This window comes from Rhodococcus sp. NPDC127593 (assembly GCF_042671975.1).
In the GTDB taxonomy this organism is placed as follows: domain Bacteria; phylum Actinomycetota; class Actinomycetes; order Mycobacteriales; family Mycobacteriaceae; genus Rhodococcus_F.
Window position 1 is genome coordinate 14,602 of record NZ_JBHXWI010000008.1, and the last position, 16,290, is coordinate 30,891.

Genomic DNA, 16,290 nt, shown 5'->3' on the forward strand with positions numbered 1-16,290 from the left:
GGGCCTATTCCGGCTCGAGATCGTCGTCGTTGCGGAACACGAGTGGTCCGCTGTCGAGGGCGATCGCCCAGCGTCGTGAGACGGCCCAGTCCCGGCCGTACGAATCGTTGCTGATGTCCTGGACGCCGGCGAAATCGTCGACGATGACGCCGGCCTCCAGGGGCCACTTCTTCTCGGCCAGTTCGTGATCGGCCGAATGCCGCGTTTTCACGCGCGTGCCCACTGAGAACTCTGGCTTCTTCTTGGAGTCGGTATCAGGCGTCATCTCAGATCCTTCCGCTCACCAGCGTCTGGTTCGAGGTTAGCCCGCCATCCCGCATTCGCGTGGGATGAACGGATATGCTCCCCCGTGAGCGCAGTTCGACGCGCAGTTGGGGAGTGGTATGGGTCGCGAAGTGACGTCTCGGACATTCACCCGAGCAGACCGGCGCCTGTTCCGGCAGAAGGTGCTCATGTGCGTCGACGCGCTCGAGAGGATGCTGCGGGAGGGAGCGTTCGCCGACGACGTCGACCCGCCGAGTCCCATGCTGGGCATGGAGATCGAGTTCAATCTCGTCCACGCCGACATGACGCCCGCGATGTCCAATCTCGCCGTCCTCGAGTCGATCGACGACGACGCCGTGTTCCAGACCGAACTCGGTCAGTTCAACGTCGAGATGAATGTCCGGCCGGGTCCCCTGACCGGTGAGGGGACGTTCGAGCTCGAACGCACCCTGCGGGCGTCGCTGCACGTCGCCGACGCGCGGATCCACGGGCACGACGCCCAGCTGGTGATGGTGGGCATGCTGCCGACGCTGCAACTCGAGCACCTCGGCCGGGAGTGGATCACCGCGAATCCCCGCTACGAGCAGCTCAACGATCAGATCTTCGCCGCGCGCGGGGAGGACATCGAACTCGACCTCGAGGGTGTGCCGCTCGAGGGTCGGCTCGCCGAACAGCTGAAGGTGGACGCCAATTCGGTGCTCCCGGAAGCTGCGTGCACGTCGCTGCAGCTGCACCTGCGCGTCGCGCCGGACGAATTCGCCGCACACTGGAACGCCGCGCAGTGCCTCGCCGGTGCCCAGGTGGCGCTCGCCGCGAACGCGCCGTTCATGGCCGGCAAGGCGTTGTGGCACGAATCCCGCATCCCGATCTTCGAGCAGGCCACCGACACGCGTCCGCTGGAACTGAAGAACCAGGGTGTGCGGCCCCGCGTGTGGTTCGGCGAGCGGTGGATCACGTCGGTCTTCGACCTGTTCGAGGAGAATTCCCGATACTTCCCGGCGCTGCTGCCGGAGGTGTCCGACGTCGACCCGTCGGCCGAACTCGACGCGGGCCGGGTGCCGGACCTCAGCGAACTGCAGATGCACAACGGCACCATCTACCGGTGGAACCGCCCGGTGTACGACAGCGACGACGGCAAGCCGCACCTGCGGATCGAGAACCGGGTGCTGCCCGCGGGCCCGACCGTGCTCGACACGATGGCGAACGCCGCGTTCTATTACGGCGGGCTGCGCGGGCTCGTCGAATCCGATCGGCCGGTCTGGTCGCAGATGTCGTTCAACGCGGCCGAGGAGAACCTGCACGCGGGCGCGAAGTACGGCATGGACGCCGAGTTGTACTGGCCCGGTGTCGGGTTCGCGGGCGCCGACGAGCTCGTCCTGCGGCGGCTGCTGCCGATCGCCGACGAGGGGCTCGCCGCGTTCGGGCTGTCCGCGAAGGCCCGCGACCGCTACCTCAGCGTCATCGAGGGCCGGTGCGTCACCCGGCAGACGGGGGCGTCGTGGCAGCGCGCGCAGGTGGTCCGGCACGAGAACGCCGGTCTGAGCCGCCCGGAAGCCCTCGCCGCCATGTTGCGTCAGTACGTGGAGAACATGCGTGAGGGCAGCCCCGTCCACACCTGGCCGGTGTGAACGGCGCCGCGGCGGCTCTCACACCGTGGCCGACCAGCTGTCGGGGCCGAACACCTCGTAGTGGATGTTCTCGGCGGGCACGTCCTTCGCGAGGAGCGCCTCCCGCATTCCGAGCATGAACGGCAACGGACCGCACAGGTAGGCGCGGGTGCCGGGCGCGATCGTGACCTCGCCGAGGTCGGCGCGTCCCTCCTGCAGGCTGCTCTCGGGCCGCCGGGCGCCCAGGTCTTCGTACCAACGGTGCATCACGGCGAACGGCAGGCGCTCCACGAGTTCGGTCAGCTCCGCGCGGTGCGCGTGACTGCTGGCGGACCGGTCGGCGTGGAGCACCGAGACCGGTCGGCTGTCCTCGGTGTCGGCGAGATGGCTGAGCATCCCGATCATCGGCGTGCACCCGATGCCCGCGGACACGAGAAGCAGCGGTGCGTCGTCGTCCTGCAGGACGAGATCGCCGAACGGCGTCGACACCGTCAGGACGTCGTCTTCGAAGGTGTTGTGGTACAAAAAGTTCGACACCTCGCCCGCTCGTTTCACCGAGATCCTCCAGTCGCCGAGCGACGGGGCCGACGACAGGCTGTACTGGCGGATCTGGCGCGCGCCGTCCGGCAGGTGAACCGCCACGGACAGGTACTGCCCCGGAGCGAACGCCGGAAGCGGCGAGCCGTCGAGTGAAGTGAGCACGAACGACACCGTGTCGGCGGACTCGTGGCGGCGCTCGCGGACCCGCACGTCCCGCCACACGTCGCCGACCGCCACTCCCGCCGAGGCGTACAGGCCGGCCTCCATTGCGATCAGGGTCTCCGCCATCAGCCAGTACACCTCGTCCCAGGCCGCAGCGACGTCGGGAGTGACGGCGTCACCGAGGACCTCGACGATGGCCGCGAACAGGTGCGTGTGCACGATCGCGTACTGCGAGGGCTCGATCCCCAGTGAGGCGTGCTTGTTCGCGATCCTCGACAGGATGAGGTCGACGCGCGCCTGATCGGGCTCGAGTTGGAGGGCGGCGAACGCGGCGATGGCCCCGGCCAGCGCTTTCTGCTGTTCGCCCTGCTTCTGATTTCCGCGGTTGAACAGGTCTCGTTCGAGTTCGGGGTGCGCGTCGAACATCCTGCGGTAGAACAGCGTCGTGATGTCCGAGATCGCGGCGCCGACCACGGGCAGGGTGGCGCGGATGACGTCCGTCGAGGTGGGCGAGAGCATGTCATTCTCCGATCGTTCGAGAAATCTGGGAAGTTGTGGTGGCGACCCTCGGGAGGGCGAGCAGCACGGTTCCGGTGGGGGACCGAATGAGGTCTTCGATGGTGAGGGCGTCCAGCGACTCGAAGAACGCATTCTGCGCGCGTCGCAGCGCCGACCGCAGCAGGCAACCCGTTCGCAGCGGGCACGGTTGGGCGCCGTCGCAGTCGACGACCTCCGAATTGCCTTCGAGTCGGCGGGCGAGCCAGCCGACGGACGCGGTGCGCCCGAGTTCGGTGATGGCCAGACCGCCCGCGCGTCCCCGGCGAGCGTCGACGATGCCGAGCTCACCCAGCCGGGTAATCACCTTGGCGGCGTGGGTGTACGACACCGACAGTTCCTCGGCGATCGCCCGGCTCCCCGGTCGTTCGCCGTCCCCGGCGACGGCCAGTCGCATGACCACCCGCAGTCCGAGGTCGGTGAACTGTGTGAGTTGCATGACCCGAACGTACTTTAATTCTCATCTCGGATTCCAAATTTGTGACGGACGTCGCTCGGGTGAAGTTGGAGCGGAAAGTGCAGTGTCCCAGTTGTATTCGATTTGGGCACGCGACCCCATCTTCTCATCATCGCCGAAACCGGCCGTCGCGGCTACGGGCGGAGAGCCCGAGTTCATGAGGACTTAAGTCCCTCGTCGAAAGACGAAGGGCGGCAGACGCGAAGCGGAGGCCGGGGATAGTGTGAAGCCATGAGCACACGGGACCGCAACAGCGTCGTCGTCGGTGTCGACGGATCGGACACCTCGAAGTCCGCTGTTCGGGTGGCTGCAGAACTGGCCACCGAACGTGGACTGAACCTGAAGATCATCCACGCACTCGACTTCGCTCCGTACGGGTTCGGCGGCCCCTACATGGATTCGGGCGGCGTGTACGAGTGGGTCGAAGCGAGCGGCAAGGCGATTCTCCACGAGGCGCAGGAGCAGGCGTTCGCGGTCAATCCCATCATCGACGTCTACACCGAACTGTCGATCGGCAGCAGCGCTCAGTGGCTCGTCGACCTGTCCGAGAACGCCCGGATCGTAGTGGTCGGCGCGTCCGGATCCGGGGCGGCCGCCACCGCACTGCTCGGGAACACGGCGATCAACGTCACCAGCCACGCGCACTGCCCGGTCGTCGTGGTTCGCGGTGACGCCCACGCCGGCGGGCCCGTCGTGGTCGGCGTCGACGGCAGCCCCACCAGTGAGCGGGCGATCTCGGTGGCCTTCCAGGAGGCGTCGCTGCGAAACGCGCCGTTGGTGGCCGTCCACGTCTGGAGCGACCTCGGACCGAAAGCGTTCGAGGACCCGCGGGCCGCGGCCCTGGTGCCGCAGGGACTCGAGGAGGACGAACACGCCGTTCTCGCCGAGAGCCTCGCCGGCTGGCAGGAGAAGTACCCCGACGTGCAGGTCACCCGGGAGGTGTACATCGACAATCCGCGGGCGCGATTGCTCGAGTGGTCGAAGAAGGCGCAACTGCTGGTGGTCGGCAGCCGGGGGCGCGGAGGATTCAAGGGGATGCTGCTCGGATCTACCAGTAACAGCCTGGTCGGTGGTGCACATTGCCCGGTTGTCGTCGTGAGGCCTGCACGCCCGTGACGCGATTGCTCGCAGTAGTGTCTGGGTTGAAGCAGGAACAGGTTGCAGATAACGCCAGGATTGGGGAACGACGTGCGCATAGGTATGGGCTTGAACTACAGCGGCGGTTTCGCCGAGACGGTCGACGAGGTCGCCGACCTGGAGAAAGCCGGGCTCGACATCGCGTTCGTGCCCGAGGCCTACTCGTTCGACGCGGTGAGCCAGATCGGCTACCTCGCCGCCAAGACCACGACACTCGAACTCGCGTCGGGCATCTTCCAGATCTACACCCGCACGCCCAGCCTGACCGCCATGACGGCCGCCGGCCTCGACTTCGTGTCCGACGGACGCTTCGTGATGGGTCTCGGCGCCTCCGGCCCGCAGGTGATCGAGGGCTTTCACGGCGTCAAGTACGACGCCCCGCTCGGGCGCACCCGCGAGGTCGTCGAGATCTGCCGCAAGGTGTGGCGCCGCGAGAAGGTCGAGTTCCAGGGCAAGTACTACCAGATTCCGCTGCCCGCCGAGAAGGGCACCGGGCTGGGCAAGCCGCTGAAGATCATCAACCACCCTGTGCGTGATCGCATCCCGATCGTCATCGCCTCGCTGGGGCCGAAGAACGTGGAGCTGACCGCCGAGATCGCCGAAGGCTGGGAACCCATCTTCTACCACCCGGAGAAGGCCGCGAGCGTGTGGGGCGAGCCCCTGGCCAAGGGTAAGGCGAAGCGCGATCCGAGCCTCGGCGAACTGCAGGTCTTCGCGTCGCCAGCCCTCGCCATCGGCGACGACGTCGAGCACATGCTCGACTGGGTCCGCCCCGGACTGGCGCTGTACATCGGCGGCATGGGCGCGAAGGGCAAGAATTTCTACAACGACCTCGCGGTCCGGTACGGCTACGAGAAGGAAGCCGAGACCATCCAGGATCTCTACCTGTCGGGCAAGAAGGACGAGGCCGCCGCCGCGGTGCCGGACGAGCTGGTGCGGGCCGTGTCGCTGATCGGTCCGGAGAGCTACGTCGCGGAGCGGGTGGCCGCCTTCGCCGAGTCCGGGGTCACCACACTCACCGTCACTCCGCTCGCCGCGGATCGTGCGGGACGCGTCGCGTTGGTCGAGAAGCTCCGCAAGATCTGCGGGTAGCCCCGCAAACCCAAGCAGTGCCCAGCCGGAAGAATCAGGAAGGTGACCATGACCGGAATCAAGCCGATCGTCGTGGGTGTGGACGGATCCGAGTCGGCCTCGGCCGCGGTGGCGTGGGCCGCTCGCGCCGCCGCCGCACTGTCGCTCCCGCTGCACATCGTGACAGTGGTGCACATTCCTGCCTTCTATTACACCGAGCCCTATCTGGCCGAGAGCTTCAAGGAAGAACTCGAGGACACGGCGAAGGCCCGCCTGGGCAGTGCGCGGGTGCACGCCAAGCAGACGGTGGACGAGTCGCTCGACATCACCACCGAACAGCACGAGGGCAAGGTGAGCCAGACACTCATCGAGCTCTCCGCGAACGCGCACACGGTGGTGCTCGGTTCGCGCGGGCACGGTGAGTTCACCGGTCTGCTGGTCGGTTCCACCACCTCCGCGGTCGCCGCGCACGGCCATTGCCCGCTGGTGGTCGTCCGGGGGCGGACCATGGACGGGCAGCCGCCGACGGAGGGGCCGATCGTGGTCGGCGTCGACGGTTCGGAAAGCAGCAAGGCGGCGGTGGAAGTGGCGTTCGAGCAGGCCGCCGCCCGCGGTGCGAGCCTGGTCACGGTCAATGTGTGGAGCGATGTCAGTGTGCAGCCGTCGCTCGGCGCAAGTCCGGAGGACCCGCTGTGGAGCAGCATCCAGACGGGTGAAGAAGTGGTGCTGTCGGAGCGCCTGGCAGGATACCAGGAGCGGTATCCCGACGTGACGGTCGAACGCGTCGTCGCGCGGGACCGTCCGGTGCGGGTGCTCAGCGAGTTCGCCGAGAAGGCGCAGCTGATCGTCGTGGGCAGCCGCGGCCGGGGTGGCTTCAAGGGAATGCTGCTGGGCTCCACCAGCAATGCGTTGCTCCACACCGCGGACTGCCCGGTGATGATCGTCAGGCCGGAAAGCTAGACGCCCCGACGGGATCGGCCGGCGTCAGCGGGCCGCGACAGTTTCGCCGCGGCGGGCTTCGCGGGCGAGCGCCCGATCCCGGGACTCTTCGAACCGGACGGCCTTGACTTCGAGGCTCTGCAGGAACACCGCCAGTTCCTCGCGGCAGCGTTCACCGTCCGGTCCGAAATCGTTACCTTCGAACATGTTCCACTTCCGGAGTACGGGCAGGACGACGTCGTCGAGGTGCTGCCGCAGGTCGTAGATGCCGCCCTTCGCGATCAGGACCGCGTTGCGGCCGAAGTTGTGCATGCGGCGCCGGTCCATCCGAGCGTGCTCGAGCGCTACCGGGTCGACCCCTCGCGTCACGACCAGATAGTGCAGCAGTTCGCGGTCCGTGAGTACGCGGCTCACAGCACTCCGTTTCTGTTCTATCAGTAACCGATTCGCAGGATCAGCTGTGGATGGCCCGGCACGTCGAGTCGATATGCGAGCCGACGCGCCGAATCGTCGACGCGAAGCGGGTGGGAGAGGATGGAGGCGCCCAGCCGGGCGTCGACGGCGGTCAGCCACGCACGTTCGACCGCGATTCCGGTGCGGACCAGGTCGATCGACTCCTCCGTGTCCGATACGAACACGAGGACGGTCTCGCTCTCGATGGCCGCGGCGAGTCGTGCCGAATCGGGGACGCCACGGGTGACGACGGTACGGATCGCGTCGAGCGACTCGTGACCGCCCTGCGGGAGCCAGTGCGACGTCCACGGGAAGAGGTCGCACTGGTGGCCGGGATCCTGCCGGACCCGGTCGGCGGAATAGAGGAGCACGTCGGCGAGCGCAGGCGCCTCGTCCGCGGTGAGCAGCCGAGCACGGACGCCCTCCGTCTCCGCCGCGGAGGCGATGTCGGCGATCATTGCCGCGGGAACCAGTATGTCGGCGAACGCTTCTCGATGACTCCGGCGGCGGGCCATGGCGGAGAAGAGTCTCAGATCGGTGCTCGACGGGGGCGCGGTGCCCACGGCCCGAACGGTCGCGACGAGGTCGGGTCGACGCGGATCGGGCAACAGGTCGGTCTCGATCTTCTTGCCGAGCGCCCGCAACGCGAGCTCCACGTTCGCGACACCTGCACCGCACGAGATCACGCGGTCGGCGCGCGGCGTGTCCGTGAAACCGCGACGCTCGCTGATCTCCGCGCACATGCCGTCGAGCTGCAGATCCCACGGCTGCGTGTCGTGGACCGACGGAGCCGAGACGATGGCGCGGGAGACCACCTCGATGTCACTGAGCGACCAGCTGTTCATCGCGACCTCCACTTGTGGTGTCCGGGTGTTCACCCGCAACCACAGCTTTCCGCGCACCGCGGCGGGTGCGCTTGGGTCGAAGGTCCCGAATGCGTGAGGGAGAGGTCCCGGAGGGGTGGGCAGAGTTCGCCGGCGCGGTACGGTGCGAGGAGTAGACGGTGGAGGTGCAGACATGACCACGCGGGTGTTCCTGGTCGACGACCACGAGATCGTGCGACGAGGCCTGGTCGATCTACTCGGCAGCGTTCCCGACCTCGAGGTGGTTGGGGAGGCCTCGTCTGTCGGCGAGGCGCTGGCGCGGATACCGGGCAGCGGCGCGGACGTCGCCGTGCTCGACGTCCGGTTGCCCGACGGCAACGGCGTCGAACTGTGCCGGGACCTGCGCGCGGCCCTGCCCGAACTGCGGTGCCTGATGCTCACGTCGTACTCCGACGACGAGGCGCTGTTCGACGCCATCATGGCCGGCGCGTCCGGATTCGTCCTCAAACAAATCCTCGGCACCGACCTGGTCGCGGCCGTGAGGACGGTGGGGGAGGGCGGTTCGCTGCTCGACAGCAGGGCGACGTCGGCGCTGATGAACCGGATCAGGTCCGCGCGCCGGGAAGACCCGCTGGCGGAACTGTCCGAGCAGGAACGCGCCGTGTTCGAGTTGATCGGCGAGGGGCTCACCAACCGGGAGATCGCCGAGCGGCTCTTCCTCGCCGAGAAGACGATCAAGAACTACGTGTCGCGGCTGTTGTCCAAACTCGGGATGCAGCGACGCACGCAAGCGGCCGTGCTGGCCACTGAACTACGCAACCAGCGCTGAATTTTTCTTCACGTCAACGGAACCCGCCAGGTGACGACGGTTCCACCGCCGCCGCCGGCGGCGTCGACGCTGCAGGTGCCGCCACAGTGCTCGGCGCGCCGATCGAGGTTGTCCAGACCGCTGCGCCGGGCGCCGTCGGCGATCCCGATGCCGTCGTCCGCGACCGTCACGGTGAGGTCGTCCCCGGCGGCCACCGAGATGTCGATGGTGGTAGCCCGCGCGTGCCGCAGCGCATTGCTCAGGGCTTCCCGCAGCACCGCCTCCGCGTGCTGGTGGATGCGGGTGGGCACGAGAGTGTCGATGGCGCCGGAGAACTGGACGTTCGGCGCGATCGGTGACTGGGAGGTGAGGTCGCCGATCACGTCGAGGAGGCGACGGCGCAGACTGGTCGCGGACGCGATGCCGGTGGCCTGCAGATCGAAGATGGTGGTGCGGATCTCGCGCACCGTACGATCGAGTTGTTCGACCGCGGTGGCCACGATGGAGCGCACGCCGTCCGGAATGTCCCCGACCGCGTGGGTGCTCTGCAGGCTCATGCCGGTGGCGAACAATCGCTGAATGACGTTGTCGTGCAGGTCGCGCGCGATCCGGTCGCGGTCGGCGAGCACCGACAGAAGACGCTGCTTGCTCTGCTGATCGGAGAATTCCACCGCGACGGCAGCCAAGTCGGCCACCGATTCGAGTCGGGCGACCTCGTCCGGATCCCACGCAGTGTTGCCACGCGCCGTGACCACCAGGACCCCGCCGACCCCCGACGCCGTCGACAACGGCAGCACCGCGGCCCGGCCTGCTTCGGCGGAGAACGGTGCGAGACCGTCGAGACCCGTCAGCAGTGCGGGAGTGCGGGAGCGCAGCACTTCGGCGAACGGCTCGGCCTGGGTGGCGACTCGGAAAGTGTTGCGCAGCGGCCGCAGCGTGCTGTCCGCCCCGACCACGGCGCCCTCGCCGAGCGTGACGACGATGAAGACCTCGTCGCCGCTGGACAGTTCGCGTACCTCGGCGGCGAGCGTGTGGAGCGTTTCGTCGAGTGATCCGCCGACCATCAGCCGGGACGTGATCGTCGCGACGGCCGTCAACCACCGCTCCCGCGTCCGCGATTCCTCGAACAACCGGGAATTCTCCACCGCCACGCCTGCAGACGTCGCGAGCGCGCGCAGGATCACCTCGTCCTCGTCGGTGAACTCGGGTCCGCTGAGTTTCTCGGTGAGATAGATGCTTCCGAAAACTTTGCCCCGCATCATGATCGGCATGCCCAGAAAGCTCTTCATCGGCGGATGATTGGGCGGGAAGCCGATCGACCCCGGGTGATCGGCCAGGTTGGCGAGGCGGACCGGGCGGGGGTCGTGGATCAGCAGTCCCAGCAGCCCTAGGCCTTCGGGCAGATGGCCCATGTGCGCACGCTCTTCGGGCGTGATGCCCTCGTAGACGAACTCCGACAGGCCCCCGTCGGGTGCGTGGACACCGAGTGCGCCGTATCGGGCGCCGAGGAGGGACGTGGCCGAAGCGACGATGCGCTGCAGGGTGGAATCCAGCTCCAGCCCCGACCCGACCACGAGGACCGCCTCGAACAGGCGTTGCAGACTTCGGCGGGTGGGGACCACGTCGGCGAGCCCCTCCCGAAACTCGCTGATCCTCGCCTCGTGCCCACCGTTCGATCCCATGTCTGCAGCATAGGTCCGGGGGCGGCGTAACGCCGTGAACCGCGGCGTCGATAAGGGCTCGAGTGTTTACTCATTCAAACTAATGCTTACCCATTTGATGTGACGAGGGAGAAGAAGAATGAATCGACGGCACTTCGGACGACGGGTCGCGGCAGGTCTGACCGCTGCAGTGGCAGCGACGATGATGTTCACCGGTGTCGTGTCGGCGCAGCCAGCAGATTCCGCTCCCGTCGTCGATCCCGCGACCGCGATCGCGAAGCTGCGCACCGTCGCCGCCGGAAACCCCGAGGCCGAGGCCGCCATCGAGCGACTCGCCGCGTCGCCGACCGACACCGCGGCAACGAACATCGCCCTCCCGGGCCAGATCTTCCAGGTCCCCGCGTACTCCGACACCGGGCAGGGCGGTCCGGTCCTCGGACAACTGTACGGAGCGGGCGTGGCGACCAACATGAGCAATCAGTTCCGCTTCGGATTCTTCGGCGGACCGGGCGTCATCGCGACCGACCAGACCGGCGCCGAACTGGACGTCGTCTACTACAGCTTCGCCACCGGTGCCAGCGGCATCGTGAAGCTCGATCAGAACAACGTCGCGGTTCCCACGGTCGTCTCCACGCCGCCGGTCGCCGGGCTCGGCAGCGGTCTGGTCGTGGCGGCCGTGTACGGCTCGCTGAACCACCAGGTGGGACCGGACGTCGTCAAGAGCACGATCTGGTGGCCCACGCTGGGCACCGTGCTCGCCTGACCGTTCGAGAACTCAGGTGGCAGGTTCGGCTCCCGGGCGGGCCTGCCACCACTGTGTCCAGCGCTCTTCGAGTTCGGCCCACTCCTCATCGTCGAGGTCGTAGGCCGCCAGCAGGATCTGCGCACCGCCGTTCGGGCGTGCCGCGTTGACGGGCTGCTCGCCGAACTGCAACAGTCCCGGGCCGAGGTCGTCGACGCTCACCGCGGTCTGGTGCTCGCCGACGAAACACACCACCCCGTGCAACAGATCGCCCGTCTCGGCGACGACGGTGAAATGATCGCCGACCGTCATGCCCTCGAGCTTGTCGAGGCCGAGCAGGTGCCGCGCCGAATCACCGTCCGCGACCGGACCTTCGAGGAACAGAGTGCGACGCTCGTCGAGTGCGTGCCGCTCGATGCCGAACTTGAGGAACTGCAGGAACGTGGTCCAGCCCTCGGTGACGTCGTCGTACCAGTCGTCCGCTGCGGGGTCGCCGCTGCGGGGCGGACGGGTGATCCGCACCAGCGTAGTGCCCTCGTGCTCGTGAAGGCTGAAACGATCGGCGCCGTTCAGGGCGAGGGTGAAGGCGGCGGCGTCCTCGGTCACGTCGTCGAAGTAGATTTCCCTGATCTCGTCGGCCAGGCCGGCGTAGTCCCAGCCGTGCCAGCGCCGGATCAGCTCCGGGTCGCGCAGGGCCGACCACACCACCGAGGGCGCGGCAGCGACGGACACCTCGATCACGGGCTGGGATTCGGTCATGCGTTCTCCTGCGTCTCCACTGTTGCCGGTCCGACATGCACCACCGACCGCCAGAGATTCACCACCATGGCGACGAACGCCACGCACCACACGGTGAATGCACACCACAGTTCGGCACCACCGACGATACCCACGTCGCGAACGCCCAGAAGACCACCGCGAGTCCGCCGATGAGTCCGCGCGTGGCATTCATCATCGGCGCATCCTCCATCTCGACGACGGCCAGCAACCGGCGAGCGCTGTCGTAGACGGGTTCGAGGGTCGCTGCGGCGACGGCCACCGACTGGGCGGCGACCACCCAGATGAACCGCGGATGACGATCGCGAAATAGCCCGGGTTCAGGCTCCGAACGGAAGCTTCGACACGATCGAGCACCACCGTCACATAGCGACGGTGAGCAGGAACGCGACGTCCTCGATCGCCTCGACGCTGTGCCGATGGGTCGGGAGGACCAGCAGATCGCCGGTGGAACCCTTCCAGGAGTCCTCGCCGGACACGAGGTTCAGTTTGCCGCTGAGAATGAACAGGGTGGCCTCGCCGGGGCTCTCGTGTTCGGCCATCTTCTGACCCGCGGCCAAGGCGATGACGGTCTGTCGGAGGCTGCGCCGATGCCCGCCGTACACGGTCTGCGAACTGCGGCCGCTGGACGTCCCGCCTGCCAACTTCAGTTGCTGACGGGCAAGGGCGGTCAGTGACTTCTTGTCCATGAGGTGAGTATGAACCACTGCGCGCACCGTCACCCGTCGAATGGGGTAACGGTGCGGCGGCAAAGGGGGTCGCGATCAGCGCCGGGTGAGGGCCCAACCCTGGGCTGCGGCGAACGCGCCGACCACCACGGCCTGCAGCAGCACCCAGACGACCCCGACGGTGGTGAGGTGCTGCCACTCCGTCAGAACCAGGGCCACGCTCGCGCCCACCCAGACGACGTTCGCGAGGACGACGCCGTCCACCGCGGCCGGTGCGGGACGGTCCGGCACGCTCACCGCCCACACCCCGGCGGTGAAGACGAGCAGGAAGACTCCGATGGCACGAAGGAATCCGGCTGTCGGGCCGAGGACGTCGTCGAGCACGGTGGCGGCGGCGAGGTAGGCGACGCCGTTGGCGCCGGTGACGACGGCGTCGATGCGGAGCGCGAGGCGCAGTGGGGAGAGAGCGGTGCGGGTTTCGAGTGCGGCGATCATGTCGGCGGTCCTCACGTGAGACGAGTGAACGGGTACGTCACTCAGACTCGCGCCGAAGCCGAATGCTCTCAATTACCTCGCAGGTAATGCCCGCGTGTAGGTGATCCACCGATACCGGGTGCCGTTCTTCGCCGACGTGAGCCACTCACTGGTGTCCTGCGCGTGCCAGGAGTCGTCGATCGGGGGTGCCCAGGCGTCGCCGTCGATCGTGACGTCGATCTCGGAGACCAGCAGGTGTGTGGCGAACGGCATTGCCGCCGTGTAGATCTGGGCGCCGCCGATGACACAGACGTCCTCGTCGGTGAGCGCGAGCGCGGAGTCGAGCCCGTCGGCGGAGTCGGCGCCCTCCGCAGTCCAGTCGGGCTGACGGCTGATCACGATGTTGCGCCGCCCGGGCAGGGGCCGGAACCTCGGGGGCAGCGAGTCCCACGTCCTGCGGCCCATGATCACCGGGTGGCCCTGCGTCACCTTCTTGAAGTACGCCATGTCCTCGGGGACGTGCCACGGGATCGTGTTGTCGAGGCCGATGACGCCGCCCACGCCCTGGGCCCAGACCAGTTTGACCTGCCGCGCCACCACTAGACGGCCACCGGCGCCTTGATGGCGGGATGGTGCCGGTAGTCGACGATCTCCACGTCCTCGAAGGTGTAGTCGAAGATCGACTCCCGCTTGTTCAGTTTCAGCGTGGGGTACGGCAACGGCTCCCGGCTCAACTGCTCGGTGACCTGGTCGACGTGATTGTCATAGATGTGGCAGTCGCCGCCCGTCCAGATGAAGTCGCCCGGTTCGAGCCCGGCCTGCTGCGCCACCATATGCGTGAGGAGCGCGTAGCTCGCGATGTTGAACGGCACGCCCAGGAACAGGTCGGCGCTGCGCTGGTACAGCTGGCACGACAGCTTGCCGTCCGCGACGTAGAACTGGAAGAACGCGTGGCACGGTGCCAGCGCCATCTGCGGGATGTCACCGACGTTCCACGCCGACACGATGATGCGACGCGAGTCCGGATTCGACTTCAGCGTCTCGATGGTCTGGGTGATCTGGTCGATGTGCTCGCCCGACGGGGTCGGCCAGCTGCGCCACTGCACGCCGTACACCGGGCCCAGTTCGCCGTCCGCGTCCGCCCACTCGTCCCAGATGGTGACGCCGTTGTCCTGGAGCCACTTCACGTTGGAATCGCCGCGCAGGAACCACAGCAGTTCGTAGACGATCGACTTGAGGTGCACCCTCTTCGTGGTGATCAGCGGAAACCCGTCCGCGAGGTTCCAGCGCATCTGGTGACCGAAGACGCTCTTCGTGCCCGTCCCGGTGCGGTCTGCCTTCGGGGTGCCCGTGTCCATGACGAGTCGGAGCAGGTCTTCGTACGGGGTCGGCACAGTCACGGCGTCCAGTTTAGGCGGCTCCGCCGCCCGTGCGCCTTTCTGGTAGCTGGAGCAACCAGAAAGGCGCACGAGCGATAGCCTGCCGCCATGCGTGAACTCTTCGTGATCGGCATCGGCGCCGGCGACCCCGACCAGGTGACGGTCCAGGCGATCAAGGCGATGAACAAGGCAGATGTGTTCTTCGTCATCGGCAAGGGCGACGAGAAGCAGGACCTCGTCGATCTCCGCACCACGATCCTCGAGGAGCACGTCGCCGGCCCGTACCGCGTCGTGGACATCGTCGATCCGCCCCGCGACCGCACCCCGTCCGACTACGAGGGCGTGGTGGACGACTGGCACGAGCGCCGGGCGGCACTGTTCGAGGCCGAGTTCGCGTCCGAGCCGGGGGTCGGGGCGATCCTCGTGTGGGGTGACCCGTCCCTCTACGACAGCACGCTGCGGATCGTCGAGCGGGTGCTTGCCCGGGGCAACGTGTCGTTCGACTACTCGGTGATCCCGGGCGTCACCAGCGTGCAGTCGCTGGCCGCGCAGCACCGGATCGTGCTCAACCGGATCGGCGAACCCGTGCACATCACCACCGGCAGGCGACTGGCCGAGGGTCTGCCGGACGGCGTCGACAACGCGGTGGTCATGCTCGACGCCCATTGCACGTTCACCCAGGTCGTCGGCGACGACGTCCAGATCTGGTGGGGCGCCTACCTCGGCACACCCGACGAAGTGCTGATCTCCGGTCGACTGCGCGACGTCGAGGACGAGATCCAGCGGGTGCGCGCCGAATTGCGCGAACGCAAGGGTTGGATCATGGACACCTATCTCCTCCGCAGGTGAGTGAGAAAGCGTGGAGGAGCACACTTCGGCGCTCACGTACCGTTAGCCTGGGACCATGCCCGAGCTGCCCGAGGTGGAGGCGTTAGCCGAGTTCCTGCGGAAACACGCCGTGGGAGCGGTCGTCGGCCGAGTGGACGTGGCGGCCCTGAGCGTGCTGAAGACGTTCGACCCCCCGATCACCGACCTGCAGGGTCGCGACGTGACGGGTGCGGCCCGGTTCGGCAAGCACCTCGCACTCGACTGCTCCGGGTTGTGGCTCGTCACCCACCTCTCGCGTGGGGGCTGGTTGCGCTGGACCGACAACCCGTCGGCGGCGCCGCCGAAACCGGGGAAGGGCCCGCTGGCGTTGCGGGTGCACTTCTTCACCCCCGAGGGCGCGACACCGGCGTTCGACCTGACCGAAGCGGGCACCAAGAAGCGGCTCGCGGTGTGGGTGGTGCACGACCCTCAGGAGGTGGAGGGGGTTGCCCGGCTCGGGCCCGACGCCCTCGCCGTCACGGAACCCGAGTTCGCCGCGCTGCTGTCCACCACGTCGGCGCGCATCAAGAATGCGCTCGTCGACCAGTCGCTGCTCGCCGGCGTCGGCAACGCCTATTCCGACGAAATCCTGCACACCGCAAAGGTTTCCCCGTTCGCCACGTCGCGCACCCTGCCGGAAGACCAGGTGCACGTGCTGTACGACGCGATGCGGTCCGTGCTCAGCGACGCCGTCCAGAGGTCTCTCGGCCAGGATGCGGCGCGGCTGAAGGGGGAGAAGCGATCCGGGATGCGAGTGCACGCCCGGACCGGCCTCCCCTGTCCCGTCTGCGGCGACACCGTCCGGGAAGTGTCGTTCGCGGAGAAGTCTTTTCAGTACTGCGCGACGTGTCAGACCGGAGGCAAGGTGCTCGCCGACCGTCGGATGTCGCGGCTGCTGAAGTAGC

20 protein-coding genes are annotated in these 16,290 nt (G+C 67.5%); 8 read left to right on the forward strand and 12 right to left on the reverse strand.

The window, feature by feature from the left end; genetic code table 11:
• Positions 1-4: 4 nt before the first annotated feature.
• Positions 5-265 carry a hypothetical protein gene (locus ACFVJ3_RS09075; RefSeq protein ID WP_005251602.1) on the reverse strand — a complete coding sequence of 87 codons (261 nt, stop codon included), beginning with the start codon at positions 263-265 and terminating at the stop codon, positions 5-7.
• Between the two features lie 118 nt (positions 266-383).
• Between ACFVJ3_RS09075 and ACFVJ3_RS09080 the strand changes: the two genes are divergently transcribed.
• On the forward strand, positions 384-1,892 hold the full coding sequence (locus ACFVJ3_RS09080; RefSeq protein ID WP_378451755.1) for a glutamate--cysteine ligase: 1,509 nt from the start codon (positions 384-386) through the stop codon (positions 1,890-1,892).
• An 18-nt stretch (positions 1,893-1,910) separates the two neighbouring features.
• On the opposite strand, the gene ACFVJ3_RS09085 is transcribed toward ACFVJ3_RS09080, so the two are convergent.
• Both ACFVJ3_RS09085 and ACFVJ3_RS09090 read right to left on the reverse strand, forming a co-directional pair.
• A complete protein-coding gene (locus ACFVJ3_RS09085; RefSeq protein WP_378451756.1) occupies positions 1,911-3,092 on the reverse strand; it encodes a globin domain-containing protein in 1,182 nt (393 codons plus the stop codon).
• 1 nt (position 3,093) lies between these two features.
• Positions 3,094-3,567: an RrF2 family transcriptional regulator gene (locus ACFVJ3_RS09090; RefSeq protein WP_378451757.1), complete on the reverse strand. Its 474-nt coding sequence runs from the start codon at positions 3,565-3,567 to the stop codon at positions 3,094-3,096.
• Between the two features lie 249 nt (positions 3,568-3,816).
• Here ACFVJ3_RS09090 and ACFVJ3_RS09095 point away from each other — a divergent pair, with 249 nt between their 5' ends.
• The 3 genes from ACFVJ3_RS09095 to ACFVJ3_RS09105 all read left to right on the forward strand — a co-directional run bounded on the left by ACFVJ3_RS09095 (position 3,817) and on the right by ACFVJ3_RS09105 (position 6,753).
• Positions 3,817-4,701, forward strand: a complete 885-nt coding sequence (locus tag ACFVJ3_RS09095; RefSeq protein WP_378451758.1) for a universal stress protein — start codon at positions 3,817-3,819, stop codon at positions 4,699-4,701.
• Positions 4,702-4,773: 72 nt separating this feature from the next.
• The gene (locus tag ACFVJ3_RS09100; protein WP_268789637.1) at positions 4,774-5,814 is read left to right on the forward strand and encodes an LLM class F420-dependent oxidoreductase; all 1,041 of its coding nucleotides are present in this window, start codon (positions 4,774-4,776) and stop codon (positions 5,812-5,814) included.
• A gap of 48 nt (positions 5,815-5,862) precedes the next feature.
• Positions 5,863-6,753 carry a universal stress protein gene (locus ACFVJ3_RS09105; RefSeq protein WP_378451759.1) on the forward strand — a complete coding sequence of 297 codons (891 nt, stop codon included), beginning with the start codon at positions 5,863-5,865 and terminating at the stop codon, positions 6,751-6,753.
• A gap of 24 nt (positions 6,754-6,777) precedes the next feature.
• Here the strand turns inward: ACFVJ3_RS09105 and ACFVJ3_RS09110 are convergent, their stop codons facing one another.
• Together ACFVJ3_RS09110 and ACFVJ3_RS09115 are read right to left on the reverse strand one after the other, a co-directional pair.
• Positions 6,778-7,146, reverse strand: coding sequence for an acyl-ACP desaturase (locus ACFVJ3_RS09110; RefSeq protein WP_378451760.1), 369 nt, complete (start codon positions 7,144-7,146; stop codon positions 6,778-6,780).
• 20 nt (positions 7,147-7,166) lie between these two features.
• Positions 7,167-8,030 carry a nitroreductase family protein gene (locus ACFVJ3_RS09115; protein ID WP_378451761.1) on the reverse strand — a complete coding sequence of 288 codons (864 nt, stop codon included), beginning with the start codon at positions 8,028-8,030 and terminating at the stop codon, positions 7,167-7,169.
• A 172-nt stretch (positions 8,031-8,202) separates the two neighbouring features.
• Between ACFVJ3_RS09115 and ACFVJ3_RS09120 the strand changes: the two genes are divergently transcribed.
• Positions 8,203-8,838: a response regulator gene (locus tag ACFVJ3_RS09120; RefSeq protein WP_378451762.1), complete on the forward strand. Its 636-nt coding sequence runs from the start codon at positions 8,203-8,205 to the stop codon at positions 8,836-8,838.
• A gap of 8 nt (positions 8,839-8,846) precedes the next feature.
• Here ACFVJ3_RS09120 and ACFVJ3_RS09125 read toward each other — a convergent pair whose 3' ends face one another.
• Positions 8,847-10,499, reverse strand: coding sequence for a GAF domain-containing sensor histidine kinase (locus tag ACFVJ3_RS09125; protein ID WP_378451763.1), 1,653 nt, complete (start codon positions 10,497-10,499; stop codon positions 8,847-8,849).
• Between the two features lie 118 nt (positions 10,500-10,617).
• Here ACFVJ3_RS09125 and ACFVJ3_RS09130 point away from each other — a divergent pair, with 118 nt between their 5' ends.
• Positions 10,618-11,241, forward strand: a complete 624-nt coding sequence (locus tag ACFVJ3_RS09130) for a Tat pathway signal protein (protein ID WP_378451764.1) — start codon at positions 10,618-10,620, stop codon at positions 11,239-11,241.
• 12 nt (positions 11,242-11,253) lie between these two features.
• Here the strand turns inward: ACFVJ3_RS09130 and ACFVJ3_RS09135 are convergent, their stop codons facing one another.
• The 6 genes from ACFVJ3_RS09135 to ACFVJ3_RS09160 all read right to left on the reverse strand — a co-directional run bounded on the left by ACFVJ3_RS09135 (position 11,254) and on the right by ACFVJ3_RS09160 (position 14,539).
• Positions 11,254-11,979, reverse strand: a complete 726-nt coding sequence (locus ACFVJ3_RS09135; RefSeq protein ID WP_378451765.1) for an SRPBCC domain-containing protein — start codon at positions 11,977-11,979, stop codon at positions 11,254-11,256.
• A gap of 58 nt (positions 11,980-12,037) precedes the next feature.
• Positions 12,038-12,277 carry a hypothetical protein gene (locus ACFVJ3_RS09140; protein WP_378451766.1) on the reverse strand — a complete coding sequence of 80 codons (240 nt, stop codon included), beginning with the start codon at positions 12,275-12,277 and terminating at the stop codon, positions 12,038-12,040.
• Positions 12,278-12,359: 82 nt separating this feature from the next.
• Positions 12,360-12,686, reverse strand: coding sequence for a cupin domain-containing protein (locus ACFVJ3_RS09145; protein ID WP_378451767.1), 327 nt, complete (start codon positions 12,684-12,686; stop codon positions 12,360-12,362).
• A 75-nt stretch (positions 12,687-12,761) separates the two neighbouring features.
• The gene (locus ACFVJ3_RS09150) at positions 12,762-13,160 is read right to left on the reverse strand and encodes a hypothetical protein (RefSeq protein ID WP_378451768.1); all 399 of its coding nucleotides are present in this window, start codon (positions 13,158-13,160) and stop codon (positions 12,762-12,764) included.
• Between the two features lie 72 nt (positions 13,161-13,232).
• On the reverse strand, positions 13,233-13,739 hold the full coding sequence (locus ACFVJ3_RS09155) for a dihydrofolate reductase (protein WP_378451769.1): 507 nt from the start codon (positions 13,737-13,739) through the stop codon (positions 13,233-13,235).
• Entirely contained in the window at positions 13,739-14,539 is an 801-nt protein-coding gene (locus ACFVJ3_RS09160; RefSeq protein ID WP_378451770.1) for a thymidylate synthase, read from the reverse strand. The genes ACFVJ3_RS09155 and ACFVJ3_RS09160 overlap by 1 nt, the downstream gene beginning before the upstream one ends.
• Before the next feature lie 87 nt (positions 14,540-14,626).
• Here ACFVJ3_RS09160 and cobF point away from each other — a divergent pair, with 87 nt between their 5' ends.
• Positions 14,627-15,367, forward strand: coding sequence for a precorrin-6A synthase (deacetylating) (cobF, locus tag ACFVJ3_RS09165; RefSeq protein ID WP_378451771.1), 741 nt, complete (start codon positions 14,627-14,629; stop codon positions 15,365-15,367).
• A gap of 55 nt (positions 15,368-15,422) precedes the next feature.
• A complete protein-coding gene (locus ACFVJ3_RS09170) occupies positions 15,423-16,289 on the forward strand; it encodes an Fpg/Nei family DNA glycosylase (protein WP_378451772.1) in 867 nt (288 codons plus the stop codon).
• Position 16,290 lies beyond the last annotated feature (1 nt).

Coding starts and splice junctions, on each gene's coding strand:
- ACFVJ3_RS09125 (WP_378451763.1), bottom strand. CDS start 10,499: ATGGGATCGAACGGTGGGCACGAGGCGAGGATCAGCGAGTTTCGGGAG.
- ACFVJ3_RS09130 (WP_378451764.1), top strand. CDS start 10,618: ATGAATCGACGGCACTTCGGACGACGGGTCGCGGCAGGTCTGACCGCT.
- ACFVJ3_RS09095 (WP_378451758.1), top strand. CDS start 3,817: ATGAGCACACGGGACCGCAACAGCGTCGTCGTCGGTGTCGACGGATCG.
- ACFVJ3_RS09090 (WP_378451757.1), bottom strand. CDS start 3,567: ATGCAACTCACACAGTTCACCGACCTCGGACTGCGGGTGGTCATGCGA.
- ACFVJ3_RS09150 (WP_378451768.1), bottom strand. CDS start 13,160: ATGATCGCCGCACTCGAAACCCGCACCGCTCTCTCCCCACTGCGCCTC.
- ACFVJ3_RS09080 (WP_378451755.1), top strand. CDS start 384: ATGGGTCGCGAAGTGACGTCTCGGACATTCACCCGAGCAGACCGGCGC.
- cobF (WP_378451771.1), top strand. CDS start 14,627: ATGCGTGAACTCTTCGTGATCGGCATCGGCGCCGGCGACCCCGACCAG.
- ACFVJ3_RS09145 (WP_378451767.1), bottom strand. CDS start 12,686: ATGGACAAGAAGTCACTGACCGCCCTTGCCCGTCAGCAACTGAAGTTG.
- ACFVJ3_RS09170 (WP_378451772.1), top strand. CDS start 15,423: ATGCCCGAGCTGCCCGAGGTGGAGGCGTTAGCCGAGTTCCTGCGGAAA.
- ACFVJ3_RS09075 (WP_005251602.1), bottom strand. CDS start 265: ATGACGCCTGATACCGACTCCAAGAAGAAGCCAGAGTTCTCAGTGGGC.
- ACFVJ3_RS09135 (WP_378451765.1), bottom strand. CDS start 11,979: ATGACCGAATCCCAGCCCGTGATCGAGGTGTCCGTCGCTGCCGCGCCC.
- ACFVJ3_RS09105 (WP_378451759.1), top strand. CDS start 5,863: ATGACCGGAATCAAGCCGATCGTCGTGGGTGTGGACGGATCCGAGTCG.
- ACFVJ3_RS09085 (WP_378451756.1), bottom strand. CDS start 3,092: ATGCTCTCGCCCACCTCGACGGACGTCATCCGCGCCACCCTGCCCGTG.
- ACFVJ3_RS09115 (WP_378451761.1), bottom strand. CDS start 8,030: ATGAACAGCTGGTCGCTCAGTGACATCGAGGTGGTCTCCCGCGCCATC.
- ACFVJ3_RS09120 (WP_378451762.1), top strand. CDS start 8,203: ATGACCACGCGGGTGTTCCTGGTCGACGACCACGAGATCGTGCGACGA.